Here is a 24,896-nt window from a genome sequence, read left to right as displayed (position 1 = left end):
ACGCTCCGTTTATAATTCTTTTCCTAAAATATCTAAGTCGTACCGATTTCCGTCCATTTCTGCGATGCGTGGCAAATGTCCCCAAGTCTCAAAGCCGTGCTTCTTAAATAATTTGATGCTGGCTTCGTTGTGGCCGAAAATAAAGGCAAGTAACGTTCGGATGCCTAATGAGGGTGCCAATTCGAGCGCCTCTTGTAAGAACAATGACCCTAAACCTTTTCCTCGATAGTTTTGGTTCAAATAAATACTCATTTCAACAGTACCGTTGTATGCAGGTCTGCCGTAAAACGTTTCAAAACTGAGCCAGCCGTAGATATTTCCTTCCTCATCTGTTTTCACATAGAGAGGACGTTTCTCCGAATGATTCAAAAACCACTGACGGCGGTCTTCTACTGTAACAGGTTTTGTATCGGCCGTTACTTCTCTTGAAGCAATCGTAGAATTGTAGATATCGACGATCTCTTTGAGGTCATCTTCTGTCGCCATGCGGTTGAAAGTCTTCACCATATGTACCCCCATCTTTTTTCATTCATCATACATATTATTGATACGATTGCGCAAAATAAAAAGAAAAATAATTTCGTGTGTATATATTTTTTGAAAAGTGTTCAGAATGTTGCTGAGGTGATGAAAAATGAGAGAGGAAGAAAAGAAACGTACTTCCAAAATCACAAAAGTTCAGCAATTTTTCCGTAAGCGCTGGGTATTCCCTGCTATTTACTTGGTCAGCGCAGCGGTCGTGTTAACAGCCGTTCTTTGGTATCAAGCTGTATCGAAAGATGTGAAAGACCAACTATCTGATGGAAATCAAACAGGACAAGAACAACGTGATGATGCCGTTGAAGTTGGAAAGCCAATTGAAAATGTCGCTATGCCGGTCCAGAATTCTGAGAATGTTTCTGTCGTGAAAAAGTTCTATGAAGCAGATGCTGATCAAAAAGAAAAAGAAGCAGCACTTGTAAACTATAATAACACCTATACCTTAAGCAAAGGTATTGATCTTGCAGATAAAGATGGCAAAGTGTTTGATGTCACAGCTGCTCTTAGTGGAACAGTCGTTCAGGCGAAAAAAGATCCAGTTCTCGGTCACGTTGTTGAAATTGAACATGAAGATGGATTGTCTACTGTTTATCAATCGTTGTCTCAAGTGAGTGTAAAAGAAGGCGATGAAGTAAAGCAGAATGATGTCATCGGTGCTTCTGGTAAGAATCTATATGGTGCTGAAAGCGGCAACCATGTTCACTTTGAAATTCGTATGGAAGGTTTAGCGCTTAATCCACTTAGCTTCATTGATAAGCCTGTTTCTTCCATTGAAAAAGCAGCGCAAGAAGTGACAGAAGAAGCAAAAGAACCTGCTCAGCCAAAAGTTGATGAAAAAACGAAGGAACCTGCTGCTGACGATAAGGCAAAAGAGCCGGCTGAAGAAAAATCTGAAGATAAGTCTGATGAGAAGGGGAAATCCTCTGATCAAGAAAAGTCTTCTGATTCCTCTAAAGACCGCAGTCAGTCAGAAGAAACAAAACAATCTTAATACCTTGCAGCCTCTGTGTATATGAATATGCAGAGGTTTTTTTCTGTCTTAAAAAATCCCCCGCACTCGGCGGAGGATGGATTATAAGGCGGCAGGTCCTTCTTCACCTGTCCGAATGTTGATTGTATTTTCTATCTCATATATAAAAATCTTCCCATCCCCTGGTTCTCCTGTACGAAGTACCTTTTGAGCCGTTTCCACGACCTGTTCAACAGGTACTTTGCTTAAGACGATTTCAATCTTTAAACGTTCGTACACATTGCTTTCCTTTTTGACGCCACGGTATAGTTCCGTATGTCCCTTTTGTAGTCCGCAGCCGTGCACATTGGAAAAGGTAATCGAGGTGACACCAATCTTTCCAAGCTCCACCTTTAATGTTTCAAAATTAGCTGGACGTGTGACAATCTCCACTTTATACATTTTGCTCATAGAGACACCCCTTTTTCTTTAATCTTGATATGCTTTTTCGCCGTGCATCGTTAAATCAAGACCGACTGATTCTTCTTCTTCAGTTGCGCGAATCTTGAAGAAGATGTTGACGACTTTGATGATCACGTATGTGACAACTGCAACAAAGACGTATGTGGCCACGATGGCGACAACTTGTTTCCAAAGTAAGCTTGGATCGCCGTAAAATAAGCCGTTGGCTCCGCCATCATTGACAGATGTAGTGGCGAAAAGGCCTGTAGCAATGCCTCCCCACGTACCGCCGATTCCGTGCAGACCGAATGCATCCAGTGCATCATCATAGCCGAACTTGGCTTTAAGTGAATAGACGCCCCAGAAACAAACGATTCCGCCGATGATTCCGATGATAATCGAAGCAAATGGTGTGACAAAACCTGCGGCAGGTGTAATCGCTACTAGGCCTGCAATGGCTCCAGAGATTGCACCTAGCATCGTTGGTTTTTTGTTGATCATCCATTCGACTAACAGCCAGCCGATGATCCCTGCAGCAGCTGCTGTATTCGTGTTAATAAAGGCATACATGGCGACACTGTCTAATGTGAGGGCACTTCCTACGTTAAACCCAAACCAGCCAAACCAAATCACAGCTCCGCCTAGAAGTGTGTAGATCAAGTTATGCGGAGAAGAACTTGCCGCTTCTTTTCGCTTCCCGAGAACAATGGCTACGACTAGACCAGCCACACCGGATGATATGTGGACGACGTTTCCACCGGCGAAGTCAAGTGCTCCCATTTCGCCAATCCAGCCGCCACCCCATACCCAGTGTGCGACTGGAGCGTATACAAATGTGACCCAAAGGAGTGTAAACACGACCACCGCTGAGTAACGAATACGTTCAGCGAAGGCACCAGAGATAATGGCTGTTGTGAGGACAGCAAAGGTCATTTGGAACATCATGAACAATGAATGTGGAATCGTATCACTATATGAACCAGGTTCAAAGCCAACGCCTTTTAGTCCAACCCAGTCAAAGCCTCCGATCCATGCATTGCCTGGCGCAAAGGCCAGTGAATAGCCAAACACGATCCAGACGATAGAGACAATGGCTAGTGAGGTTAAGCTGTGCATTGTCGTACTTAACACGTTTTTACTTCTCACAAGTCCTCCATAGAATAAGGCTAAACCCGGTGTCATTAACCACACGAGTAGTGTGCAGAAGAACATAAATACTGTATCACCCATTTGCATGCTGCATTCCCCCGAATCATTCAGAATTAATAGATTTCTTAATTCTTCATTATAGAGAGAAAAGTCATATATAACATATTCATGTAAGTTTATCTAACATGGTTTTTTGGTCATTATCAATATAAATGGATGAAAAGTTCGTAAAAAATGAGAATAAACGTGTATGAACGACGAAAAATAAAGGGCGTTTGACCTATAAAATCGAACTGAGAAACAATTTGGTTCGCTCCTCTTGGGGAGAATCAAATAATTCTGATGGGGTACCTTGTTCGACAATTCGTCCTTCATGCATATAAACAACTCGGTCAGCTACTTCTTTTGCGAAGCCCATTTCATGAGTGACGATGACCATTGTCATGCCTTCTTTGGCAAGACTTTTCATGGTTTGCAGCACTTCGCCTACAAGCTCTGGGTCCAGCGCAGAAGTGGGCTCGTCAAATAACATGACATCGGGCTTCATGGCGAGAGCTCGTGCGATGGCAACGCGCTGTTTTTGACCTCCTGATAGCTTTGAAGGGTACACTTTTGCTTTATCCGCTAGTCCGACTTTCTCTAATAAGACATTGGCTTCAGTTATCGCTTGTGCTTTCTTTGTTTTTTTCACCATGACCGGTGCTTCGATGATGTTTTCAAGCACGGTTTTGTGCGGGAAAAGATTAAAATGCTGAAACACCATGCCTATTTTCTGCCTCATTTCGTTTAATTGATCTCGTTTTGGATGAACGGGACTGCCATCAATGATGATCTGACCGTCATTTTTTATTTCTAAAAAATTCATACAACGGAGCAAGGTGCTTTTCCCAGAGCCGCTTGCACCAATTAAGACGACAACATCATTTTCATATACAGTGAGGTCGATATCTTTTAAGACATGCAGTTCTCCAAAGTGTTTATTCAGTTTTTCAACACGAATGATCTCTTTTGATTCTGTCATGCTTCTCCTCCTAATGATCACTGACTGATAGTTTCTTCTCAACGGTTTGCACAGCGAATGTTAACAGCAGGACAAGAACTAAGTAATAGACAGCCACGACAAGTAAGTACGTCATGTTGTCAAAACTGTTGGAGCCTTGAGTGGTGGCTATGTTAAAGAGTTCATTGACGCTGATGAAGGCAGCAAGTGATGAGTCTTTTAAGCCGATAATAAACTGATTGCCGAGAGGGGGGAGGGCGCGCCGCATCGCTTGCGGGAGAATGATACGTCTCATGGTGAGAAATCGCCCCATGCCAAGAGAACGTCCTGCTTCTTTTTGACCTTGATCGATTGATTGAATCGCCCCTCTGAATATTTCTGCTATATAGGCACCGTTATGGAAGGCAAGCGCAATAGAGGCTGCCCAAAAGTCGGGTATATTTAATTCTGTCAGCCCAAAATACAGGATGAAAATCTGCACAATGAGTGGTGTCCCGCGTACAAGGAAGATATAGGCATTTGCGATATAACCGAAAACGGCCACGCGGGATATTTTTAGTAAGGCAAAGAAAAGCCCGATGAACATGCCGATGAAAATACTGATGACAGTGAGTTGTAAGGTGAGCAGCATTCCTTCTAAGAAAACGCCTCTAGAATCAATCAGCGTTTGAAAAAAATGTGATAAGGTAGGCAAAACAATCATCTCCATTTGAAGAAAGTGCGCCTAGAGAAAGGCGCACAATCGTGGTTTTAATCCTGTTTGACGGTAATATCTTCGTCAAAATACTTTTCGCTAATTTGTCTTAATGTTCCGTCTTTTTTGAGTGCATCAATCGCATCGTTGATTTCTTTTATGAGCTCTTTATTATCTTTAGAGACAGCAATTGCTTGCTCACTTTGCCCGAGTCTTTCTTGTGCTTCAATTTTTAGTTTTTTCTTCATGGCTTCTGCCCCTGTGGCAAAATCAGTGACGACTGCATCGTGTTTGCCATTGGCTAGTGCTTCTAAAGCGACAACATCACTGTCGTAATATTTCGGTTCCTGACCGCTATGTTCTTTGGCAATATCCGCATAAGACGAACCTTTAGAGACAGCGATTTCTTTGCTTTTTAAGTCATCTGCACTGTGAATATCTGCGCCGGGTCTTGTGAAGATTTGCGGACCTGAGTAGTAATACGGTTGAGAAAAAAGGACGTGTTTTTTTCGTTCCTCGTTGATGGTATGACTTGCAATGGCGGCATCAAATTTACCTGCTTTGACGCCTTCGACGATGCCTGCGAATTTATATTTTTTCTGTACAGGCTCTAGGCCCATCTTGTCGCTAATCGCATTGCCGACATCAATATCAAAGCCGGACATCTGGTTTCCATCCATGTAACTGAATGGGTGGAATTCACCTGATGCTGCAAAAATAAATTTCCCATCCTCCAAAATCGGCGACCCTTTCGCTGTAGAATTACGTTTATCTCCGTTCCCATTTGTTTCATTTGAACCGCACGAAGACAGAAGTAATACTGCAACCGAGAAAAGGGCTGGGACCCAAAACCGTCTTTTTTTAATAATAAGCTTCTCCTCCTTTTCAGCCGTTCTCCGTATAAGGAGAAAGTAGGCTTTTAAATATGTGTAGCATCTTACCATTTGTTCCTCATATTCTCAATTTTATATGCGCTTTTCCAACACTTGCCCTTTTTAAAATGTATGTCTTGCTTTTCGGAGAGAGAACTTGAATTGATCAGGGTAAAAAAGGGAAATGAATCTCATAATAACGAGGAGATAGACAAAGAACGTGTATGTCAAAAGAAGGGGGCGGGTGTATGATCAAATGGAAAAACAACCGAAAAGTCTTTTTAACGGCGATTGCTTTTGGAACGATGTTAAATCCATTGAATTCCTCAATGATTTCTTTAGCCTTGCATCAAATTCAGCATGAGTTCGGTTTGTCGTTTACGACGGTATCTTGGCTCATTTCAACCTTTTATTTGGCCAGTGCGGTCACGCAGCCGGTGAGTGGACGAATTGGAGATCATGTGATGAGCCGGAGAACCTTATTTTTATTTGGACTAGTTCTAGTGGCAGTCTCAGCCATTTGTGCGCCGTTTGCCCCGACTTTTGCGGTGCTGATTGTGATCCGGCTTCTACAGGCGATTGGAAGCAGTGCGATCTATCCTTCAGGTGTTGGACTGATTCGGGATCATGTGAAGGAACGACAAGCTTCTGCTTTAGCGGTATTGTCCATCTTTGCTTCAGCGATGACAGCACTCGGGCCGACACTTGGCGGGTTTTTGATGACGATCGGCAGCTGGCCGGCGATCTTTTTAGTGAATCTGCCATTCATATTGATCAGTTTTTTTCTAGGCCTTTCCTTGTTTCCTAAGGAGAAGAAGAAAAAATTGCGTATCGGAGACACTGTCCGAAAGCTTGATTTGCCAGGGATGTTTCTATTTACAGTTTGTATTGTCCTTTTGCTTTCTTTTTTATTATCACTATCTGATGGTATTCAGTATGTACAGGGCATTCTCTGTCTTGTGAGTGCGGGTGCTTTTATATGGTGGGAATATCAGGTGGATGAGCCATTTATCCAAATTCGGATGTTCAGGCAGGAGAAACGGCTTTCGCTTGTGTATGTGCAATTTATCATTTTGAATATTTTCTTCTATTGTCTCTTTTTTGGCTTGCCAAGTTATTTTCAGGATGAATTGGGCTGGCGTGTGGAGATGACAGGTCTCTTTATGCTTTGCATGTCTGGCATGAGCATAATGGTCTCGCCACTGACTGGCAAGTGGGTAGATCGCGGCGATGAACGGCACCCTGTTTTGGCAAGTGCTGTGCTGATGCTGGCCGGTGCTTCCGCAATGACTTTCTTTTTTATTCCGGCGCCATTCTGGGGGAAAGGACTGGTTCTTGCTTTGCTTGGACTCAGTTATGGGATTGGAAATGTTGCGCTTCAAGCTGCGATGTTAAAAGCGAGCCCTCAACAAATGATTGGCACGACCTCTGGGCTTTTTCAAACATGCAGGTACCTTGGTTCCATTCTGTCATCTGCCGTGCTTGGCATGCTGTTTGGTGAGGAAATTGCAGGTTCTCATTTTGAACAATTAGGCTGGACATTGATCATGATTTCTCTTGTCGGCATTAGCGTCAGCCTTTATTTTTCGAGTATGGTCAGAGGAAAACAAACAATGAAAAAAGCGGCTGGGATAAAGTAGAAGAGAGGTCTTCCATACTTTATCGCAAGCCGCTTAAGAGTTGGATAGGTCTGATCCTTGGTCCTTTTGCTTCCTTCTGAAAATTTTGCCCACAATGTTCTCGTAAAATGTCACGATACGGTCAATTGGAGAGTCAAAGAACTTCCATAATTTATTCATGATAAAGACAACCACAATCGATACGATCAAGCTGCCTAATACATCAAATGGATAATGATGACCGACCCAGATGCGGGAGAACCCTGTCAGTAATCCAAAAACAAGCAAAATATTGCCGAGTTTTTTATTACGGGATCGAATGGCTAGTGAAAGAGCCAGTGCACCTGTTGTGTGGTCACTTGGGAAGGAAGCGTCTGCTGAGTGCGGGATGAGTGTGTCGACTTTGTGCGCCACAAACGGCCGCTCTTCATAATAAAACAGCGTAATGGCAAAATTGACGATGAGTGCCACGATGCCTGTTACACCAGAAAAGAAGACATGCTTCTTAAATTTGTGATTACCTAAAAACCAGCAAATCAATAAGACGAGGGCATATACGAGAATGGCCTTTTTCGTAATGAAAATCATGGCCTGATCTAAAAACTCAGAATGATGAGCCATCCCGTGTATGACTTTAAACAATTCGTAATTCAAAACATCACCTATACTTTCGCTTAACGCCAACTATTTTTCAAAAGACCTATCTGTTCATTTGAAATATCCTATATTTTAGCATGTTTTCAGTGAAGTTTAAAACAGTATCCTATTCTGATAGGGAAACCTTTTGTGCTTTTGCTTCTTGCGGTTTTCGTTCGCTCCAATAAAAAACGCCCATGCTGAGTAACACGACAACGCCAGCAATGAGATATACATTTGAAAAATCTGTGAAGCTGACAAGCAGTCCGAAGACAAAGGATCCAGCGGCAATCCCTGTATCATACAGGGTAAAGAAAGTTGCTGTGGCGTAGCCTGTACGGTGTGCTGGTGAGTGCTGTATCGCAAGTGTTTGTAGACATGGCACCAAAGAGCCGTAGCCAAGACCGATGACAGCGCCGGATAAAAGAAGCATGGTGGCTGTTTGGGTAGCGGTCAGCATCCATAAACCAATCGCAAAGAGAGCAATCGATGGATAGATCACAATATGAGGTCCGACTCGGTCAAACAGTCTGCCTGTAAATGGACGTGATCCAAGCATTGCAGCTGCAAAAACAATGAAGAAATAACTGCTTGCACCCATTAGGTTCAGGGAATTGGCATAGACTGAAATAAATGAAATGATCGGCGAGTAACAGAAGGAGATAATGATTCCAACTGCTGCCGTTTTTAAAGCACCTTTTTCAAACAGGTGAGAAAAAGTGAATCGAAAGATGACACTTCCGCCGTTTTCAGGCTCTGGCTGTCTAATCAGCATCGTGAAAGCTGCACCGATGGAGACGATGATGGAAAAGAGCAGAAATAAAGAATGGAATCCTACTTTTCCGACTTGATTCAGTGCGATAAACGGACCGATGACCACGGCAAGGTTCATCGACATCACAAAGTATCCAAGACCCTCTCCTCGTTTATGTTTCGGAATCATATCAGCTGCAATGGCACTTGCTACGGTTGTCAAAATGCTGAAGAAGATTCCTTGCACGAAACGCAGCATGAGAAGTGTTTGGAATTGATCAATTGGAATGTATAAATAAGTGAGCAGGGCAAAAGCCGTTGAAGAAAAAATCGCCATGCGTTTCTTGCCGAATTTCTCAATAATGGCCCCTGAAAATGGTCTTGTCACAATTGCTGATAATAAGAAGACCGTCACAAGGAGGCCGCCCTGTGATTCTGTTCCATTTAATTCATCCATTGTGTAAATGGGGAGTAGTGTCAAAAGGGCATAAAAAGAGGTGAATGTAAATAAATTCACCAGGACAATCATGATAAAGTCTTTTGTCCAAATGCGTTCGTTCATGGTGTATGTCACTTCCTATTCAGTTGATAATTTGTGTAAAAGTGTATGGAGGAGTTGTTTTTCTTCGTAGGTAAAATCTGAAAGACATTCTTCTTCAAATTGTTCCATCGTCTGTTTGATTTTTTTAAACTTTGCTTTTGCATCGTCTGTCATGACGATGAGATTCTCACGTTTGTCTTTTCCTTGGACTCGTTTCACCCAGCCGTTTGCTTCTAGACGCGTCACGGTTCTGGTAATCGTCGGTGCTTCGACGTTCAAATAGGTCCAAATGTCTTTTTGCGTTTTAGGACCGAATGTATCCAAACAAAAAAGTACAGTCCACTGGGACATGTACAAGTCATAAGCAGCAAGCGCTTCGTTCGCTTTTTTAGACAGCAGCCGCGCGCTTTGATGTATTTGATGTAAACACTCTCTGTTTAACGTATCCATAGGCTCACCTTTATTCATTATTTATCTAGGTAAATAAAATCACCTTTCCTATTTTACGTGTTACACCGATGCTTGTAAAGTGAAAATTTTCGCCACTCGAAATGATTTTTTGTTTTGTCTTTTCTGATAAATCCCTTGTCCCATCTTCATTTTTAGCATATTCCCTATGCAATGCTAATACACTGTTACAAACCTGACAAAGAGAGTGTTTGAGGTGAGGGATCGTGTTTGGCATTTACTACCTAATGGATGAGAAATTAAGACGAACAAGCGCCGCTGAAAATGGATAATATTGATACGGATCTCATTTCACACTTCTCACATCCATTTTAGGGAGGTCGAGTGGTGTGCACGATTACATCAAAGAGCGAACAATCAAGATAGGAAAGTATATCGTGGAGACAAAGAAAACCGTTCGTGTAATTGCGAAAGAATTTGGAGTCTCTAAAAGTACTGTACACAAGGATCTAACAGAAAGACTGCCAGAAATTAATCCAGATCTGGCTAACGAAGTGAAGGAGATACTGGATTATCATAAATCAATCCGCCACCTGCGAGGGGGAGAAGCCACAAAGTTAAAGTATAAAAAAGAAGAAATTTTAGAAGGTGAGCCTGTAAAACAGTAAGCTTTAGTTCTTTGTTCATAAACATGATATATATATCTTCCTCTTATCGGTAGTTTCTAACCACAAATTTTGTAAAGACTTTTGTAAAGAAATATCTTTTTTTCTGCAAATTATGATAGAATATATAATTAGGGCAGAATGTGGTATTTGCTATGGAAACAGATTTTCAAGGAGGATATATATAGATGTTTGCTAGGGATATTGGAATTGATCTTGGTACTGCAAATGTACTGATTCATGTCAAAGGAAAAGGAATTGTGTTAAATGAACCATCTGTTGTCGCTCTTGATAAAAACAGCGGGAAAGTATTAGCTGTTGGAGAAGAAGCAAGACGTATGGTTGGACGTACGCCTGGGAATATTGTTGCGATTCGTCCATTAAAAGATGGCGTAATTGCTGATTTTGAAGTAACTGAAGCGATGCTCAAGCATTTTATTAACTCATTAAATGTGAAAGGGCTATTCTCTAAGCCGCGTATGCTCATCTGCTGTCCAACAAACATTACATCTGTTGAGCAGAAGGCGATCAAAGAAGCTGCTGAAAAAAGCGGCGGGAAGCATGTATTTCTTGAAGAAGAGCCAAAAGTAGCAGCTATTGGTGCTGGTATGGATATTTTTCAGCCAAGTGGAAACATGGTCGTAGATATTGGAGGCGGAACGACAGATATCGCTGTCATCTCAATGGGTGACATTGTAACCGCCTCTTCTATTAAAATGGCTGGAGACAAATTTGACTTGGAAATTCTAAACTACATTAAAAAAGAGTACAAGCTGTTGATCGGTGAGCGAACTGCAGAGGACATTAAGATCCAAGTTGCAACGGTATTCCCAGACGCACGTCACGAAGAGATCTCGATTCGTGGACGAGACATGGTGACAGGATTACCAAGAACGATTACCGTCACAAGCAAAGAAGTAGAAGAAGCATTACGTGAATCTGTATCTGCCATTGTTCAGGCTGCGAAACAAGTTCTCGAAAGAACACCACCTGAATTATCAGCTGATATCATTGACCGCGGCGTCATCATTACTGGTGGCGGAGCGCTTCTAAACGGGCTTGATCAATTGCTTGCAGAAGAGCTGAAAGTACCAGTTTTCGTTGCAGAAAATCCAATGGATTGTGTAGCAGTTGGTACTGGCGTGATGCTTGATAATATGGACAAGCTGCCAAAGCGTAAACTCAGCTAATGATTTCCCTCATTCTTTTTAGAAAGAATGGGGGATTTTTATTAAAGAAGCCTGCCAATATGCCGATATATTTCATAGAAGATTGTGTACTGATGATTTTATGTCATGTGAAAGAATTTGAATGAGGTGAGCACGTGTTAAAAGGACTATACACCGCAACATCTGCCATGATCGCTCAAGAGCGGCGGACAGAAATGCTTTCAAATAATATCGCAAATGCGAATACTCCAGGCTATAAAGCAGATGAAGGGGCCATGCGCGCATTTCCAGAAATGCTGCTAAGCCGAATGGAATCAGGACGTTTCCAAACATCTTCAGGCAAAGGCTTTAGTATCCCACAGCAAACGGCGATTGGCGGAATTAATACGGGAACATACATGCAGGAATTGATTCCTCAATTTACACAAGGAACATTAAAAACAACGGATCAAACAACGGATATCGCATTAGTAGAAAATAATGTACCCATCAACCCGGAGACAAATCAAAAGTCAGCGCTTTTTTATGCTGTGAATACACCAGAAGGCGTTCGTTATACGAAAAGCAGTTCCATTACATTGAATGATCAAAATCAGTTGACGATCAATGGACGTGCCCTTCTTTCTGTGACGGGTCAGCCGATTACCGTTCAAAGTGAGAATTTCAAAGTGAACGCAGATGGAACCGTGAGTGAAAACGGACAAAACCTTGGACAAATTGATGTACGTGTTGCAATGGATACAAGAAACCTTGCGCGTGAAGGAAATGATTTATACCGTACAGCTGATAACCAGCCTCTTCCAAGTGCGGTCAATAACGGTCAAATGTCCTATACATTAAGCCAAGGTGTATCAGAGCTGTCGAACGTTGATGTGACGAAATCATATACAGAAATGACAACAGCCTACCGCGCATTTGAAACAAACCAAAAAGTGGTTCAGGCATATGATAAAAGTTTAGAAAAAGCAGTGAACGAAATCGGAAGAGTGTATTAATGAAAAAATGAAGAGAGAGGAGGATTCTCATGCTTAGAACGATGATCAATGCAGCTGTGTCAATGAACGAGGTGCAAAAGCAGCTTGATATCATTAGTAATAACATCGCAAACAGTGAAACAACAGGGTATCGCGCGAAAAACACCCGTTTTTCAGAGCTGGTCAGACAACAGTTTAATCAGGTAGATGAAAAAAATGAGCAGGTGGCAAACAGTCGTCTGACACCTGCTGGTTTAAGGCTTGGAACTGGAACGATGGTCAATGCATCCATTAACTCATTGCAAGGGTCTATTAAAGAAACAGGCCGTGACCTTGATGTTGCATTTGGTGCGCCATCGCAGTATTTGCAGGTCAATGCTGGCGGTAACATCCGGTATACAAGAGATGGTTCTCTTTATCTACAGCCAGGAAATAATCGGAATCAAGTCCAGCTGGTGACAAGTGAAGGCCATCCGATTCTTGACGAAAACGGGAATGAGATTGTCTTAAATGCGAATTTCCGTGATATTTCTATTGATAAAAATGGCCGGCTTACAGCTATTTCTCGAGGCAATCAACCGAATCAGCAGGTGAATCTTGGGGTTGTTCAAGTGAATAATTCTTCAGCACTCATCTCTGAAGGAGAAAATTTGTTCTCAGTCGACGGCAACTATCAAGGCGCTTTAACGGCACTGAATGGGGCAAACCGTCAGGCCATTCAACTTCAGCAAGGTGCACTTGAAACGTCGAATGTAGACATGTCTAAAGAATTAACAGACCTCATGACAACACAGCGTTCGTATCAGATGAACTCAAGAACCATTACGATGGGCGATCAAATGCTAGGACTCATTAATACCATTCGATAATGAGCAGGCGGATGTCAGCCTCTCATGATAAAAAAGGCGGCTCGCTCAAAGTCGCCCTTTTTTTTATAAAAATCTGAGACATCTGCAAGCAGATCTTCAAGATCAATCCAGGCTTCTTTTCGTTCAAGACATGTGACGAGTGTAGCAATCTGTTCATCTGCCTTGGGCGTTTGGCTGTAGAGAAGGAATAAAATTTGGAACTTGATTCTTAATAGATCAAATTGGGCATCAACGGCTTCTTTTAGCCCTTTTTGAATATACTTCATTCCTTCATCAGTTAAATTCTCTTTAAAGCAGGAACGCACAGTTTCATAGAGACACGATACATAGGAGTGGGCAGATTTCCGGTATGCTGGGAGCCGAAGCGCTTTTTTAAAGTATTCTAGTGCTTCCTTATGACGATTCTGTCTCGACTTGATAAAACCAGCGTCATAATACACGATACCAAGCAGTTCTTGGTCATCAATCATTTTCACGTATTCGATAATTTCAATCAAAATAGCTTCTGCTTCTTCATATTTTTTTTGATCACTAAAGTTAAGTGCGAGCACAATTTTGCACCGATAAATGCTGTGGATATCCCCGTGCTTTGCAAAGATATCCATGGCTTTTTCAACATGTCGAATGGATAACAGTGAATAGCGGTTGTTATAATAAACACCACTTGTACGGAAATGAAACTCCGCTTCCTCTAGCTCATCGTCTAGCAGGGGCAGTTTTTCTTCTGCTTTTTCAAGATAATGAATGGCATCATTTTGATCGCTCTTTAAAGATTCGTATAAACCGAGAAAAAAGTAAAAATAATATTGCAGTTGATCATTCATTTGATCTTTGTGGAGCATGAGTTCATGCTTCAGTTTTTCTAAGTCTTCTGTTTGGTTCATCCAGAGCTGGTGCCGAAAAAGCATAAGCTGATAATGTAAATGAAGCTCCTGTTTCTTTGACAATCTACGTTTATATTTGGTTAAGGACGTTTTGATCTCTTCAGCCTTCGAAAAATGTCGATGTTTTAGCATTGTATACCACGAATGGAGAAGTTTTTTAATGGATTTATCGCTTATAAAATTCATTTTTACCCTCTTATTCAATCAATGATGTAATATATATTACCATATTTGTGAAAAAACGATGAGTGTAGAGTGGATTATATTTCATGACAATAGGTAATGATAGATTCTATTTTTTACCATAAATGTTGGCTGAACATTGAAAAATGACTGCATTCATAATATACTTCAATAGGAATCAAATGAAGATTAGCGATATAGAAAAGAAGGAGAGATCAAGACATGCTTGATGCTCAGCAAATTCAAGACATTATTCCACACCGTTATCCATTTTTATTGGTTGACCGTATTTTAGAAGTTGATGGTGAGAAAAGAGCGGTTGGAATCAAAAATGTCACAGTAAATGAAGAATTTTTTAATGGCCATTTCCCAGGATACCCCGTCATGCCGGGTGTGCTTATTGTAGAAGCGCTTGCTCAAGTTTTTGGGGTCATCATGTTAGGTAAAGAAGAGAACAAAGGGAAAATTGGTTTGTTTGCAGGGATTGACAGCTGCCGATTCAAAAGACAGGTCAAGCCAGGCGATCAGCTACGTTTAGAGGTTGAAGTCACACGTCTTCGCGGTCCAGTTGCCAAAGGAAAAGCAGTTGCAACAGTAGATGGCGAAGTGGCATGTGAAGCAGAACTGACATTTTCTATCGGTCCGAAAGTATCGTAATGTGTCTGACGGTTCATCTTGTATGAACCGTTTTTTATATGGAAACATTCAGCCAGAGCGGATGAGGACTTGCTTTTTTGACAAAAAAACGTCATATTAGACAAAAAAAGATGAAGGTGATAAAGAATGCTGAAAGAATTTAGAGAGTTTGCCGTCAAGGGGAATGTGATTGACCTTGCTGTCGGTGTCATCATCGGGGGAGCATTTGGCAAAATTGTCACTTCTCTTGTGAATGATTTAATTATGCCGCTTGTTGGTATTATTGTTGGGGGGCATGATTTTAGTGGATTGTCTATTAAAATCGGTTCTGCTCAAATTTTGTATGGAAGTTTCATTCAAACAGTGGTCGACTTCTTGATTATCTCCTTTTCCATTTTTATCTTTATTCGTTATTTAAATAAATTAAAACGGAAAAAGGTAGAGGAAGAAGAAGTGGTTGAAACGCCAGATCAAACGGAAGTGTTGTTAACCGAAATTAGAGATTTATTGAAAAAACAAAGCCAATCGAAAGATGTGCAATAGAAAAAGAGCGGCTCATCCCGCTCTTTTTTATGTGTTCTGTTTAAAAGCATCCAGCAGTTTTTCTCCTGATAGCCCCTCTTTGACGAGGTCTTTTAATACTTCTTCGGTTTCAGTTCTGTAACGATTTGTGATCATTTTACCGTCGAGTAATACAGATATGTTTTCTTCTAAGGCAACGATGTTTTTGACTTGGACCGATAGATGAACAGGGCGGTTGTTTTCTTTTGTAATCGTCACGAGAATCTTTACTTCTGTATGCTGCTGAAAGAGCACCTCAAACACTTGTCTATGCTTCTTTGGAATCAGTGCCTCGATCATCCAGTGATTTTCGCCATCTTCTTTATTAATGATTAAGCCGTCACGAAGGGGAATGCTGGACATTTTATCTTGCTTTGGATCAAGTTCGATTTTTAAATCAATCAGCCTAAAGGTTTTCATATTTATCACCTCACAAGCGTTCATTATTCGTAAGTATCATTATAGCATACAACATCTGTATAAATGAAACCGCTGCCTACTCAGAACTAGCTGCATATAAGTGAAAGGAGATGTTTTATGGAGTCCTATCAACTTCGAAACATACATATTGGTGAGGAAAAGGAAAGCAATGTGAGGGTCTATACATGGGGAGACATTCTCTCATTTTGTGATGTGTATATGGAAGAAGGGGAGTCCCTCACTTTTCAATACGTGACAGACGATCAAATGGACTGTTTCGAATTTCAATTGTCAATTCATGATGGAAGGCTTTGTTTTTATTGGTTTGCGTGGGACGGGTCTGACTATATTCACATGCCTTCTAGTAATTGGATTCATTCAGATGTTTTTTATCAATTTATGAAAAATAAGTATTTCGTCAAACAAAATAAGATGATGTTTTATACGCAAGCGGTAAAAAGTAAAAATGATTGAGGAAATTAAGAATTTGAAGAACGATTTTGTCATTTTCGTTTTTTGTCTCTTGTGCTATTTCTCAGTAGACTAGGGTTAGCTGAAAGGAAAGGAGGCAAAAGGCAAAGGTCTAGCATCTCGCAGCCCCCCTCTAGCTATAGCTGATAGACTTTGCCTTGTACACATATTCACTGCGTAATAGTAGAACCAAGGTTTCTTTGTATCAGTCATGTGTCCCCTGTGAATCCCCTTATGCGTATCCGGTCATGTAGCGTGACCGGGTACTCTTATATTCATTGATAAGCCGATCATCCCTTGCAAATAGTGGATACTCATTTCATAATGATGATGGATTTGATAAACGGAAGGTCAACTGAAAATGCAGGCAAAAAAGGAGAGACCGATGGCAAACATTCAATTAATCGCAACGGATTTAGACGGAACTTTATTGAACAGTGAGCACAAAGTGAGTCAGGAAAACGAGCAGGCGTTAAAGGAAGCAGCGGCGAGTGGGATTGAGGTTGTCGTTTCAACAGGAAGAGCGTATTTTGATGTGAAATCTATTTTTGATCAGCTTGGGATGAATACGTGGGTCATCAGTGCAAATGGAGCTGTGATTCATGATCCAGAAGGTCAGGTATATCATTCGGCTGTTCTAGAAGAAGAAAAAGCAAAACACATCTTATCATGGCTTGAGGAGCGTGATTATTACTATGAAGTGTTTACGAATGAAGCCATTTACACACCAAACCGCGGCAGGGAGCTTCTGGCGATAGAAATGGACCGCTTAAAGAGTGCAAATCCAGAAACGGATCAGCGTGTTCTTGAGCAAGCGGCTGAAGTTCAATACAGCCAGTCAGGTTTTGCTTATATTGATACATATCAAGAATTGTTTCGTGAGGATCAGAATCTTTCGTTTTATAACATCTTAGGTTTCTCATTTTTTCAAGACAGATTGAAAGCCGGATGGGATGCGTTTGGACATGATTCTGAATTAACATTGGTTAGTTCGGCTGATCATAACTTTGAAATTGGAGCAAAGGAAGCGTCGAAAGGGCAGGCGTTAACCAGGCTGGCAGAAAAGCTCGGTATTCCATTAAGCCGAACAGCGGCTGTAGGAGACAGTTTAAATGATGAATCGATGATTCGGGCAGCTGGGGTTGGAATTGCAATGGGGAATGCGAGAAAGGATATAAAAGAATTAGCTGATCACGTCACGTTAACAAATGATGAACATGGTGTGGCACATATGATTCAACATCTTTTGAAATAATTGAATCGTATGTATTTGTATAAATGACATAGGATGAAGCGCATTCTACAAAAGAGGAATTCAGAACTACTTCTATTTACACCCGCTATGGAACATCATATAATTTAATTATGAATATAACCCGCTTGTAAGGAAGTTAAGGAGAGTAAACGAATGGCGCTGGAATCTTATAAGTCCGACAATCTGCATTTAATCAAGGAAGCCTTAGACTATACTCAGGTTGGCCTGACGGTGACGGACCCGTCTTTACCTGATAATCCTTTAATATATGTGAACAAGGGCTTTTTAGATATGACAGGCTATCAAGAAACCGAAGTATTAGGAAAGAACTGTCGTTTCCTTCAAGGAGATGAAACTGAACAGATTGCTCTCAAACAAATTAGGACAGCCATTGAAAACAAAGAGGCTGTCACTGTACAGTTGAAAAACTATAAAAAATCTGGTCAAATGTTTTGGAACGAGTTAAGTGTGGCGCCTCTATGGATTGATGAAAATGAAGGGAAACGCCTTTATTTCGTTGGTCTGCAAAAGGATGTTACAAAAGAGAAGGAACAGCAAGAGCTTCTTGAGCAATCCATTGATGAAGTATTGAATATTTCTGTCCCGATTGTTCCGGTGAAGGATGGTATTTCTGTCCTGCCGATCATAGGTACGTTAACAGCGCCAAGATTTGATAAAATCATCTCAACAGTCTCCACTTATATCTCTCAATCCAAAGACGATTACTTTATTGTGGATCTGTCTGGTCTATTAGAAGTGGATTCATTTGTGGCGGATGCGATCTTTAAGCTGAACGATTTGATTTTAATGACTGGCACAGAACTGATCGTGACAGGTATTAAACCAAATCTTGCGATGAAAATGGGAGAAATGAGAGAGGACTTCCGTGAGTTGAACACGTATATGAATGTGAAATCTGCATTGAAAAAGCTGCAAATTTAAGCATTCCTTTAGATGAGATTAAAAAAAGAGGACTTTTCATCAAGTTTGAGAAAAGTCCTCTTTTTGCTGTCATTACGATGATTGAGCGGCTGCACTTAACGTGAATAAATCTTCTAGTTCGTTCGTTGACAGCTCTGTAATCCAGCTTTCACTTTGGATAATTTGATCATTTAACGTTTGTTTTGTTTCGAGCATTTGATCAATTTTTTCCTCTATCGTGCCGGTTGTGATCATCTTATGGACGTGAACAAACCGCTTTTGCCCGATGCGGTAAGCACGGTCTGTTGCTTGGTTTTCTACAGCAGGATTCCACCATCTATCGTAGTGAATGACATGATTGGCGGCGGTTAAGTTTAGTCCGGTTCCTCCTGCTTTTAAAGAAAGAATTAAGATGTTGAACTCTTTTTTCTGGAAACGTTCCACCATTTTGTCCCGATCATGTTTTGATAAGCTCCCATTTAAAAATTGAACTGGTTCTCCAAACATCTTTTCGGCGAGCTGTTTGATCATGTTGCCCATTTCAATATACTGCGTAAAAATGAGACAGCTTTCTCCTTGTTCGTGTATGGCTTTTAACAGCTCTGCTAATTTATCCATTTTTAATGAACGCTTCAACAATTTCACATCTGTTCCGCTCTCTTTTAAATAAAGAGCAGGGTGATCGCAAATTTGTTTGAGTCTGCCAAGCATACTTAAAATGATGGCTTTCCGTTGCATCCCTGTTAATGAGGCCATATGTTCGAATGTATCTTTGACCAGCTGTTCATATAAAGATGCCTGCTCTGCAGATAACGGGATGAATTCTTTTTCTTCTAGTTTCTCTGGCAGATTGAGTGCGACTTCTTCATCTTGTTTTGTTCGTCTTAATAAGAATGGCTTGATCAGCTGCTGTAGCTGTTGGATTCTTTTTTCTTCACGGTCTTTTTCAATCGGAAGGACGAACTTTTTATGAAAACTGGTCAGGCTGCCGAGATATCCTTTGTTCACGAAGTCGAAAATAGACCAAAGCTCTGTCAAGCGGTTCTCCATCGGTGTCCCGCTGAGGGCAATGTGGTGCTGTCCTTTTAATTGCCTAATGGCTCTCGATTGTTTCGTGTGGGCATTTTTAATGTTCTGGGCTTCGTCTAAGCAAATGGTATTCCATTTGGCTGCTGTTAATTCATCACGGTCAGAATGTGAGAGACCATACGAAGTGAGGACGATATCTGTTGATTCGTACGCTTTTGTAAAGTTCTCACCTTGTGGACGTGACGGTCCATAATGCAGAGCGACATTCAAATGTGGTGCGAATGTTTCAAGCTCTCTTTGCCAGTTCCCTAATACGGAAGTCGGTGCAATGATGAGAGATGGAGCGGCGTCTTGTTGATGCTCCTTCAAATAGGTGAAATAAGCGATCATTTGAATCGTTTTTCCAAGTCCCATATCATCTGCTAAACAAGCCCCGAATCCATGAGACCTTAAGAACAGAAGCCAGTTGACACCGTGTTGCTGATACGGGCGCAGTGTGCCCTTAAAGGACTCACTCATCTCATAGGATGGCAGCTCTTGTGTATCATTTAACTGATGAACAAGTCCTCGTAGTTGAGACGAAAGTTCAAATTGAATATGGGCAAAGGCCGAACTGTCTAGCAGCTCAGGAATCGACTCAGAGGAGGCCTCTTGGTCTGCGAGTTCACGTGATAAAATATCCGACATATGAAGTCCTTCGTTCTCAGCGCGCTCCATCCATTTCTTCATTTGCTGGATAAAGGTCGGATCGATTTTAATCCATTGTCCACGAATGTTGACAAGACGACGTTTACTTTGAACAAGCTCGTTGAACTCATCTTCTGTCAGCTCAATACCGTTTGTGGCAAAGCGCCAATTAAAGTCCATAAGGGCATCCATTCCAACGTGCGATTCGCCTCGTGGTGTGGAGGAAATCCGTGCTTTTAGCATCATGGTGCTTTCTTTGACGATCTGCCACCATGATGGGAGCAGGATCTCAATCCCCATGTTTACAAGTGTTTCACTCGCTTCAGATAGGAAGAGCCACGCTTCTTCTTCTGACATGAGGGTGGTACCAGATGTAAATGAGAGCCAAGGGACAATCTGACCGAACCGCTCCAGCTCTCTGGTGATTTTTTCTTGAAACGGACGCCATGATTTTTTTAAAGAACGGATGCCTTCAAAGAAATGCAGATCACTGTTTTTCTTATCACGCAAAAACAATTCAATTTTCCAATCATCCCCGTCGAAATCAGGCTCATTTAAACGCAAGCCGACAGTGAAAGGCGTCTCATCATCGATCCAGCCGATCGTTTCCAAGAAATCCTGTTCATCTAAAAAATGTCCCTGGAAGGAGGAAAGAGCAGGCGATTGTGCAGTCATTCGGTTCCATTTGTGCTGCAAGGCATCATCATATTGAATGTAATCCTGTATGGCAAAGGAGAACCAATCAGCTGTGTAGCCATCTAATAGGCCTTCTTTGTCTTTAAAGCGAAGCATGCCTTTTGTCCATGCCTCGAAATCTGGGACAAAATCTTCATCCTCGATGAATTCGTAAATGGTTGAGGCTGTTTTCATAAGCGGCTCTGTTTCATCCGTTAACGTCACATGGCTGAAAGTATTGAATGAATTTTTCCCTAGCAATTCAACGGTCATCCAAGGACTTAACAGGAAGGCAGGTGTGCCAATAAAGCTCACATCTTCTAAGAATGTTCCGTAAAAAGATGATTCGTGCCATTGGAAAAGCTGCCTCTTCATTTCATTTAGCGGTACAGGCTGTCCGTCCTCTGCTTGCGCTGAAATGGTGAAAGAGAAATCTTCGGTTTGTTCTGCATGAATGACAATTTGTTTATGGCGTGTCATCAATTAATTTTCCTTTCTTCATTTCCTCTTGGAACGCACGCAGCCGTTTTGTTGAATCTTGCAGCTGCTGTACATATCTTTCCCACACCGCGGTTTTTTTCGTTTTATGATAAAGCGTACGCAGTTTTTTGAGCATTTTCACAGATTCCCGGTAAGCACTTCGATTCTTTTGATCGAGAAGCAGTGAGATTTCCCGGTGGTACGAAGGAATGAGTGCTTCAGGCTCTTCCTTTGCAATCTGTTTGATCAGTTCTTTCTCCAATTCACTGATGGAGAAACCAACGAGGCTGTGTATTTCAATCCATTCTGCATAGCGTTCTTGTGCATATAAGAGCTGACTATATTCAGTAAATGCATAAGGCATACAGATTTGGAGATAGCGTTCATACAAGAAATGATCTTTCGTCTGTTTAAAGTACGCGTCTAAATAAAAGAAGAAATCGCTGACGGCTCCACGCAGTTCTCTATAAGATAGGTCAAGCTGGCAATATTCTTCTAATACATATGTGATCTCTTGATACCAAAGTTTGAGACGCTTCCAGTCCTTGCGGTTTGTGAGATCCTTTAGCCAATTGAGCACATTCGGCAGCATATCTGCATTGAGCAATTTTAATTGCTGGAAGAGTCTTTCGTCTTCTTTTAGCAAATAATCCATATGCATCAGCCCAATGGTGCGTTCAACCGTTTGTTCCTGCTGTTGGGCGCTCTTGAGTAATTCTGTTTCTTTTTTGACCCATTTCCCTCTATTTAATATAGTTCCCCACATTTCCATAAAGACCGCAACTCGTTCATGCTGGAAAGGTCCGCTGATTTGAAGAAGTGTCCGAACGGCAGTTGGTGTGTTTTCAAGAAACGGATCGAGGGAAAAGGAAAGGGCGTATGTCCTCAAGTGATCCACTGAATCAAAAATGGTGTTCATGAGCTGTTCTACATATGGATTCATCGAATAAAAGTCTTTTTCGGCATCAAGACGGCCGAGATCGATTAGCTCATGGAGCCTTAACCACACATCGATGGACGTATGAATCGCATACAAACTCTTGAATTCAGGTGAAGTGGGTGCGTGTTTTTTCAGGATCGATAAATAGCCGTAATACAAATGCTGTGGCGTTTGCTGGTGCTTCGGTGTCCGTTTCAGCCAGAGGTGAAATTCCTCCTGGAAAAAATTCAGCCAGCTCTGAAGTGAATGTTCATCTGGGCGCTTCACTTGGAAGTGCTGACGAATGAGTTCTTTGCTGCGCTGTAATTCATCCTTCTCTGACCAATTTTCTGTAAAGCCGGTCACACTCTCTACTTGAGCGTATAGCGAAAAGAAGACAGCGAGGATGTGTTTACATAGTCCATCAGCTGGACATGAACAGCTGCTTTTCACTGGAAACAGCACATGAAGGTGGACTCTTGCTGCCACGACATCATGTACATAAGCTGACCATTCGGTATCAGACTCTTGCTTGAGCCGATATACGCTGTCCTGTCTATAAGTAATCAATGCTTTTTTGATGAGTTGCTTGTTTTCATCTGTTGAAGGAAGAAGTTCTTTGATCTGTTCGGCTGTTTGTTTGATTTCTTCTTCGTTGATGTTGTGCTGAAGCATTTGATCCGCTCCTAACCAAGTAAAAGATTCCAATTCTTTTATTATAGCTCAATGGTGATTTATAAAAAAGTTTTTCATGAAAATGGTCATAAATTTCAAAAGCTGTCGAATGATGTAATAGAGTATTGCATAAACCAACCATACAGCATATAATAATGAAATTAGTGGAATCGAAAGGATACAGACATGGATAATAAGGGTTTAAATCAAGAAGAGTTTTTAAAGATTTTGATGTACGCTCATGATATTGGTGAAAATTCCAATGATGTCACAACAAAAGAAATGCTTGAAAATCTGATTGCTCATATTCGAAATGGCCTTGTTTCATAAAAGTAGCCCCCTGCTCTCTCAGCAGGGGGTTTTTGTATGCTTTTATGAATGGAACGAAAATTCCCGGCATACGATGACATTACAAGCATAAGGAGTATGGGGAGCTGATGTGTCATGAAGGTTGCGATTGCAGGCTGTGGGTATGTAGGGCTTGTCACAGGGGTGTGTTTAGCAGAGGCGGGACATGATGTGACATGTATGGATATTGACCGGCGGAAGGTCATGCAGCTGAAGCAAGGGAATCCTCCGATGTACGAGCCGGGATTAAAAGAACTGCTCAAACGGAATATGGAGCAAGGACGCATTCGTTTTCATATTAATGGAGCGTCAGCCTATTCGCAGGCTGACGTGTTAATGATTGCTGTCGGTACCCCGCAGCAGGCAGACGGTCAAGCTGATTTGCAGTATGTCTTTCAAGCGGCAAAGGAGATGGGCTTACAAGCAAAGCCAGGCGCAGTGCTTGTCGTGAAAAGTACAGTGCCTGTCGGAACGGGCGATCAAATTGATCATTTGATTCATCACGTGTTAGGTCGTAAGGAGCCATTATCTATTGCATCGAACCCAGAATTTTTACGAGAAGGGTCTGCCATCTCAGATACGCTGCGAGCGGATCGGCTGGTGATTGGAGCCGAAACGAAGAACGGATTAGATCAGCTAGAGTCTATGTATGCGGATTTCCACATTCCATTCGTGAGAACAGATCGGAAAAGCGCAGAGATGATCAAATACGCATCAAATGCATTTCTTGCCACAAAAATCAGCTTCATGAATGAAATTGCTTCGATTTGTGGAAAAACGGGAGCTGATGTTGAGAGAGTTGCAGAGGGGATGGGACTCGATCAGCGGATTGGTGCTTCGTTTCTTAGGGCAGGCATTGGTTACGGAGGTTCCTGTTTTCCGAAGGATACTAATGCTCTTGTCCAAATTGCAGGGCATGTGTCCCATGATTTTGAGCTATTGAAGGCTGTCATCAAAGTCAACAATGAGCAGCGAGCAAGTTTTATTCGAAGTGTGAAGGAGCGGATGGGAGAAAACTTGGAAGGGAAGAGAATGGCTCTTCTTGGCCTTTCCTTTAAGCCGAATACAGATGATATGAGAGAGGCGCCGTCAATCCCGATCGCTCATCAGCTCCATCAATTAGGAGCGGAGATTGTAGCCTATGATCCTGCTGCCGCTCGCAATGCAGCTCAAGAACTGCCTGATCAAGTCCTTTTTGCTCAAACGATTGAAGAGGCGATCAAGGATGCTGATGCTGTCTGTATATTAACTGAGTGGGCGGATATTCAGTCCTTTCCACTTTCAGCTTATAAAGATTTCATGAGGCAGCCGATCATTTTTGATGGCCGGAATTGTCATACGCTTGAAGCGGCAGAAGTAGCTGGTGTCGAGTATCATTCTATTGGGCGCAGGTCTGTCTCTCCTATTTATATGTAATGAGAAAAACCGATAACTTCACGTGTTATCGGTTTT

General features: G+C 41.7%; 26 protein-coding genes. 13 read left to right on the top strand and 13 right to left on the bottom strand.

The window, feature by feature from the left end; all coding sequences use genetic code 11:
- Positions 1 to 9: 9 nt before the first annotated feature.
- Positions 10 to 507, bottom strand: coding sequence for a GNAT family N-acetyltransferase (locus MHI58_RS17580; RefSeq protein WP_045033938.1), 498 nt, complete (start codon positions 505 to 507; stop codon positions 10 to 12).
- 127 nt (positions 508 to 634) lie between these two features.
- Here MHI58_RS17580 and MHI58_RS17575 point away from each other — a divergent pair, with 127 nt between their 5' ends.
- Positions 635 to 1,531: a peptidoglycan DD-metalloendopeptidase family protein gene (locus MHI58_RS17575; RefSeq protein ID WP_039165313.1), complete on the top strand. Its 897-nt coding sequence runs from the start codon at positions 635 to 637 to the stop codon at positions 1,529 to 1,531.
- Between the two features lie 81 nt (positions 1,532 to 1,612).
- Here the strand turns inward: MHI58_RS17575 and MHI58_RS17570 are convergent, their stop codons facing one another.
- From MHI58_RS17570 to MHI58_RS17550, 5 genes are all read right to left on the bottom strand, one after another.
- The gene (locus MHI58_RS17570; RefSeq protein ID WP_007497589.1) at positions 1,613 to 1,960 is read right to left on the bottom strand and encodes a P-II family nitrogen regulator; all 348 of its coding nucleotides are present in this window, start codon (positions 1,958 to 1,960) and stop codon (positions 1,613 to 1,615) included.
- An 18-nt stretch (positions 1,961 to 1,978) separates the two neighbouring features.
- Positions 1,979 to 3,187 (bottom strand): ammonium transporter, encoded by a 1,209-nt coding sequence (locus MHI58_RS17565; protein ID WP_041091425.1) that lies wholly within the window; start codon positions 3,185 to 3,187, stop codon positions 1,979 to 1,981.
- A 193-nt stretch (positions 3,188 to 3,380) separates the two neighbouring features.
- Positions 3,381 to 4,121, bottom strand: coding sequence for an amino acid ABC transporter ATP-binding protein (locus MHI58_RS17560; protein ID WP_045033939.1), 741 nt, complete (start codon positions 4,119 to 4,121; stop codon positions 3,381 to 3,383).
- A gap of 10 nt (positions 4,122 to 4,131) precedes the next feature.
- The gene (locus tag MHI58_RS17555) at positions 4,132 to 4,809 is read right to left on the bottom strand and encodes an amino acid ABC transporter permease (RefSeq protein ID WP_007497584.1); all 678 of its coding nucleotides are present in this window, start codon (positions 4,807 to 4,809) and stop codon (positions 4,132 to 4,134) included.
- Between the two features lie 41 nt (positions 4,810 to 4,850).
- On the bottom strand, positions 4,851 to 5,738 hold the full coding sequence (locus tag MHI58_RS17550) for a transporter substrate-binding domain-containing protein (RefSeq protein WP_045033940.1): 888 nt from the start codon (positions 5,736 to 5,738) through the stop codon (positions 4,851 to 4,853).
- Between the two features lie 176 nt (positions 5,739 to 5,914).
- On the opposite strand from MHI58_RS17550, the gene MHI58_RS17545 reads away from it, so the two are divergent.
- A complete protein-coding gene (locus tag MHI58_RS17545) occupies positions 5,915 to 7,306 on the top strand; it encodes an MFS transporter (RefSeq protein WP_024718736.1) in 1,392 nt (463 codons plus the stop codon).
- A 33-nt stretch (positions 7,307 to 7,339) separates the two neighbouring features.
- On the opposite strand, the gene MHI58_RS17540 is transcribed toward MHI58_RS17545, so the two are convergent.
- The 3 genes from MHI58_RS17540 to MHI58_RS17530 all read right to left on the bottom strand — a co-directional run bounded on the left by MHI58_RS17540 (position 7,340) and on the right by MHI58_RS17530 (position 9,665).
- Complete coding sequence (locus tag MHI58_RS17540; RefSeq protein WP_008343330.1) at positions 7,340 to 7,939, bottom strand: undecaprenyl-diphosphatase; 600 nt, start codon at positions 7,937 to 7,939, stop codon at positions 7,340 to 7,342.
- A gap of 109 nt (positions 7,940 to 8,048) precedes the next feature.
- Complete coding sequence (locus tag MHI58_RS17535) at positions 8,049 to 9,236, bottom strand: MFS transporter (RefSeq protein WP_007497577.1); 1,188 nt, start codon at positions 9,234 to 9,236, stop codon at positions 8,049 to 8,051.
- A 15-nt stretch (positions 9,237 to 9,251) separates the two neighbouring features.
- The gene (locus tag MHI58_RS17530) at positions 9,252 to 9,665 is read right to left on the bottom strand and encodes a MarR family winged helix-turn-helix transcriptional regulator (protein WP_026050165.1); all 414 of its coding nucleotides are present in this window, start codon (positions 9,663 to 9,665) and stop codon (positions 9,252 to 9,254) included.
- Between the two features lie 347 nt (positions 9,666 to 10,012).
- On the opposite strand from MHI58_RS17530, the gene spoIIID reads away from it, so the two are divergent.
- From spoIIID to MHI58_RS17510, 4 genes are all read left to right on the top strand, one after another.
- Positions 10,013 to 10,291: a sporulation transcriptional regulator SpoIIID gene (gene spoIIID, locus MHI58_RS17525; protein WP_008343327.1), complete on the top strand. Its 279-nt coding sequence runs from the start codon at positions 10,013 to 10,015 to the stop codon at positions 10,289 to 10,291.
- Between the two features lie 185 nt (positions 10,292 to 10,476).
- Positions 10,477 to 11,478, top strand: coding sequence for a cell shape-determining protein Mbl (gene mbl / locus MHI58_RS17520; protein WP_012011515.1), 1,002 nt, complete (start codon positions 10,477 to 10,479; stop codon positions 11,476 to 11,478).
- Positions 11,479 to 11,612: 134 nt separating this feature from the next.
- On the top strand, positions 11,613 to 12,452 hold the full coding sequence (locus tag MHI58_RS17515; RefSeq protein ID WP_017360018.1) for a flagellar hook-basal body protein: 840 nt from the start codon (positions 11,613 to 11,615) through the stop codon (positions 12,450 to 12,452).
- Positions 12,453 to 12,481: 29 nt separating this feature from the next.
- Entirely contained in the window at positions 12,482 to 13,300 is an 819-nt protein-coding gene (locus MHI58_RS17510; protein WP_007497568.1) for a flagellar hook-basal body protein, read from the top strand.
- 14 nt (positions 13,301 to 13,314) lie between these two features.
- Here MHI58_RS17510 and MHI58_RS17505 read toward each other — a convergent pair whose 3' ends face one another.
- Positions 13,315 to 14,370 carry a tetratricopeptide repeat protein gene (locus MHI58_RS17505; protein ID WP_045033942.1) on the bottom strand — a complete coding sequence of 352 codons (1,056 nt, stop codon included), beginning with the start codon at positions 14,368 to 14,370 and terminating at the stop codon, positions 13,315 to 13,317.
- Positions 14,371 to 14,589: 219 nt separating this feature from the next.
- On the opposite strand from MHI58_RS17505, the gene fabZ reads away from it, so the two are divergent.
- Together fabZ and mscL are read left to right on the top strand one after the other, a co-directional pair.
- Positions 14,590 to 15,024 (top strand): 3-hydroxyacyl-ACP dehydratase FabZ, encoded by a 435-nt coding sequence (gene fabZ, locus MHI58_RS17500; RefSeq protein ID WP_007497564.1) that lies wholly within the window; start codon positions 14,590 to 14,592, stop codon positions 15,022 to 15,024.
- Positions 15,025 to 15,150: 126 nt separating this feature from the next.
- The gene (mscL, locus tag MHI58_RS17495) at positions 15,151 to 15,546 is read left to right on the top strand and encodes a large conductance mechanosensitive channel protein MscL (protein WP_008343317.1); all 396 of its coding nucleotides are present in this window, start codon (positions 15,151 to 15,153) and stop codon (positions 15,544 to 15,546) included.
- Positions 15,547 to 15,573: 27 nt separating this feature from the next.
- Here the strand turns inward: mscL and MHI58_RS17490 are convergent, their stop codons facing one another.
- Positions 15,574 to 15,984, bottom strand: coding sequence for a YwpF-like family protein (locus MHI58_RS17490; RefSeq protein ID WP_003215215.1), 411 nt, complete (start codon positions 15,982 to 15,984; stop codon positions 15,574 to 15,576).
- Positions 15,985 to 16,101: 117 nt separating this feature from the next.
- On the opposite strand from MHI58_RS17490, the gene MHI58_RS17485 reads away from it, so the two are divergent.
- From MHI58_RS17485 to MHI58_RS17475, 3 genes are all read left to right on the top strand, one after another.
- Positions 16,102 to 16,458 carry a hypothetical protein gene (locus MHI58_RS17485; RefSeq protein WP_008343305.1) on the top strand — a complete coding sequence of 119 codons (357 nt, stop codon included), beginning with the start codon at positions 16,102 to 16,104 and terminating at the stop codon, positions 16,456 to 16,458.
- A 391-nt stretch (positions 16,459 to 16,849) separates the two neighbouring features.
- Positions 16,850 to 17,710 (top strand): Cof-type HAD-IIB family hydrolase, encoded by an 861-nt coding sequence (locus tag MHI58_RS17480; protein ID WP_211256834.1) that lies wholly within the window; start codon positions 16,850 to 16,852, stop codon positions 17,708 to 17,710.
- Positions 17,711 to 17,863: 153 nt separating this feature from the next.
- Complete coding sequence (locus tag MHI58_RS17475) at positions 17,864 to 18,652, top strand: STAS domain-containing protein (RefSeq protein WP_019743575.1); 789 nt, start codon at positions 17,864 to 17,866, stop codon at positions 18,650 to 18,652.
- Between the two features lie 72 nt (positions 18,653 to 18,724).
- Here MHI58_RS17475 and MHI58_RS17470 read toward each other — a convergent pair whose 3' ends face one another.
- On the bottom strand, positions 18,725 to 21,502 hold the full coding sequence (locus MHI58_RS17470) for a DEAD/DEAH box helicase (RefSeq protein ID WP_045033944.1): 2,778 nt from the start codon (positions 21,500 to 21,502) through the stop codon (positions 18,725 to 18,727).
- Entirely contained in the window at positions 21,489 to 23,096 is a 1,608-nt protein-coding gene (locus tag MHI58_RS17465; protein ID WP_045033945.1) for an SWIM zinc finger domain-containing protein, read from the bottom strand. The genes MHI58_RS17470 and MHI58_RS17465 overlap by 14 nt, the downstream gene beginning before the upstream one ends.
- Before the next feature lie 186 nt (positions 23,097 to 23,282).
- Between MHI58_RS17465 and MHI58_RS17460 the strand changes: the two genes are divergently transcribed.
- Complete coding sequence (locus tag MHI58_RS17460) at positions 23,283 to 23,426, top strand: hypothetical protein (RefSeq protein WP_003214884.1); 144 nt, start codon at positions 23,283 to 23,285, stop codon at positions 23,424 to 23,426.
- 114 nt (positions 23,427 to 23,540) lie between these two features.
- The gene (locus MHI58_RS17455; protein ID WP_045033946.1) at positions 23,541 to 24,860 is read left to right on the top strand and encodes a UDP-glucose/GDP-mannose dehydrogenase family protein; all 1,320 of its coding nucleotides are present in this window, start codon (positions 23,541 to 23,543) and stop codon (positions 24,858 to 24,860) included.
- Positions 24,861 to 24,896 lie beyond the last annotated feature (36 nt).

The sequence above is a fragment of the Bacillus sp. FSL K6-2869 genome, assembly GCF_040869405.1.
GTDB lineage: Bacteria > Bacillota > Bacilli > Bacillales > Bacillaceae > Bacillus > Bacillus altitudinis.
The sequence above is the reverse complement of the archived record's forward strand: the minus strand, read 5'-3'. Positions and strand labels throughout refer to the sequence as shown.

What these genes read in the sequence shown, in the direction of transcription:
- MHI58_RS17580 (WP_045033938.1), bottom strand. Translation starts at nt 507, where the DNA reads ATGGTGAAGACTTTCAACCGCATGGCGACAGAAGATGACCTCAAAGAG.
- MHI58_RS17575 (WP_039165313.1), top strand. Translation starts at nt 635, where the DNA reads ATGAGAGAGGAAGAAAAGAAACGTACTTCCAAAATCACAAAAGTTCAG.
- MHI58_RS17570 (WP_007497589.1), bottom strand. Translation starts at nt 1,960, where the DNA reads ATGAGCAAAATGTATAAAGTGGAGATTGTCACACGTCCAGCTAATTTT.
- MHI58_RS17565 (WP_041091425.1), bottom strand. Translation starts at nt 3,187, where the DNA reads ATGCAAATGGGTGATACAGTATTTATGTTCTTCTGCACACTACTCGTG.
- MHI58_RS17560 (WP_045033939.1), bottom strand. Translation starts at nt 4,121, where the DNA reads ATGACAGAATCAAAAGAGATCATTCGTGTTGAAAAACTGAATAAACAC.
- MHI58_RS17555 (WP_007497584.1), bottom strand. Translation starts at nt 4,809, where the DNA reads ATGGAGATGATTGTTTTGCCTACCTTATCACATTTTTTTCAAACGCTG.
- MHI58_RS17550 (WP_045033940.1), bottom strand. Translation starts at nt 5,738, where the DNA reads ATGGTAAGATGCTACACATATTTAAAAGCCTACTTTCTCCTTATACGG.
- MHI58_RS17545 (WP_024718736.1), top strand. Translation starts at nt 5,915, where the DNA reads ATGATCAAATGGAAAAACAACCGAAAAGTCTTTTTAACGGCGATTGCT.
- MHI58_RS17535 (WP_007497577.1), bottom strand. Translation starts at nt 9,236, where the DNA reads ATGAACGAACGCATTTGGACAAAAGACTTTATCATGATTGTCCTGGTG.
- MHI58_RS17530 (WP_026050165.1), bottom strand. Translation starts at nt 9,665, where the DNA reads ATGGATACGTTAAACAGAGAGTGTTTACATCAAATACATCAAAGCGCG.
- mbl (WP_012011515.1), top strand. Translation starts at nt 10,477, where the DNA reads ATGTTTGCTAGGGATATTGGAATTGATCTTGGTACTGCAAATGTACTG.
- MHI58_RS17510 (WP_007497568.1), top strand. Translation starts at nt 12,482, where the DNA reads ATGCTTAGAACGATGATCAATGCAGCTGTGTCAATGAACGAGGTGCAA.
- MHI58_RS17505 (WP_045033942.1), bottom strand. Translation starts at nt 14,370, where the DNA reads ATGAATTTTATAAGCGATAAATCCATTAAAAAACTTCTCCATTCGTGG.
- fabZ (WP_007497564.1), top strand. Translation starts at nt 14,590, where the DNA reads ATGCTTGATGCTCAGCAAATTCAAGACATTATTCCACACCGTTATCCA.
- mscL (WP_008343317.1), top strand. Translation starts at nt 15,151, where the DNA reads ATGCTGAAAGAATTTAGAGAGTTTGCCGTCAAGGGGAATGTGATTGAC.
- MHI58_RS17490 (WP_003215215.1), bottom strand. Translation starts at nt 15,984, where the DNA reads ATGAAAACCTTTAGGCTGATTGATTTAAAAATCGAACTTGATCCAAAG.
- MHI58_RS17485 (WP_008343305.1), top strand. Translation starts at nt 16,102, where the DNA reads ATGGAGTCCTATCAACTTCGAAACATACATATTGGTGAGGAAAAGGAA.
- MHI58_RS17475 (WP_019743575.1), top strand. Translation starts at nt 17,864, where the DNA reads ATGGCGCTGGAATCTTATAAGTCCGACAATCTGCATTTAATCAAGGAA.
- MHI58_RS17470 (WP_045033944.1), bottom strand. Translation starts at nt 21,502, where the DNA reads ATGACACGCCATAAACAAATTGTCATTCATGCAGAACAAACCGAAGAT.
- MHI58_RS17465 (WP_045033945.1), bottom strand. Translation starts at nt 23,096, where the DNA reads ATGCTTCAGCACAACATCAACGAAGAAGAAATCAAACAAACAGCCGAA.
- MHI58_RS17460 (WP_003214884.1), top strand. Translation starts at nt 23,283, where the DNA reads ATGGATAATAAGGGTTTAAATCAAGAAGAGTTTTTAAAGATTTTGATG.
- MHI58_RS17455 (WP_045033946.1), top strand. Translation starts at nt 23,541, where the DNA reads ATGAAGGTTGCGATTGCAGGCTGTGGGTATGTAGGGCTTGTCACAGGG.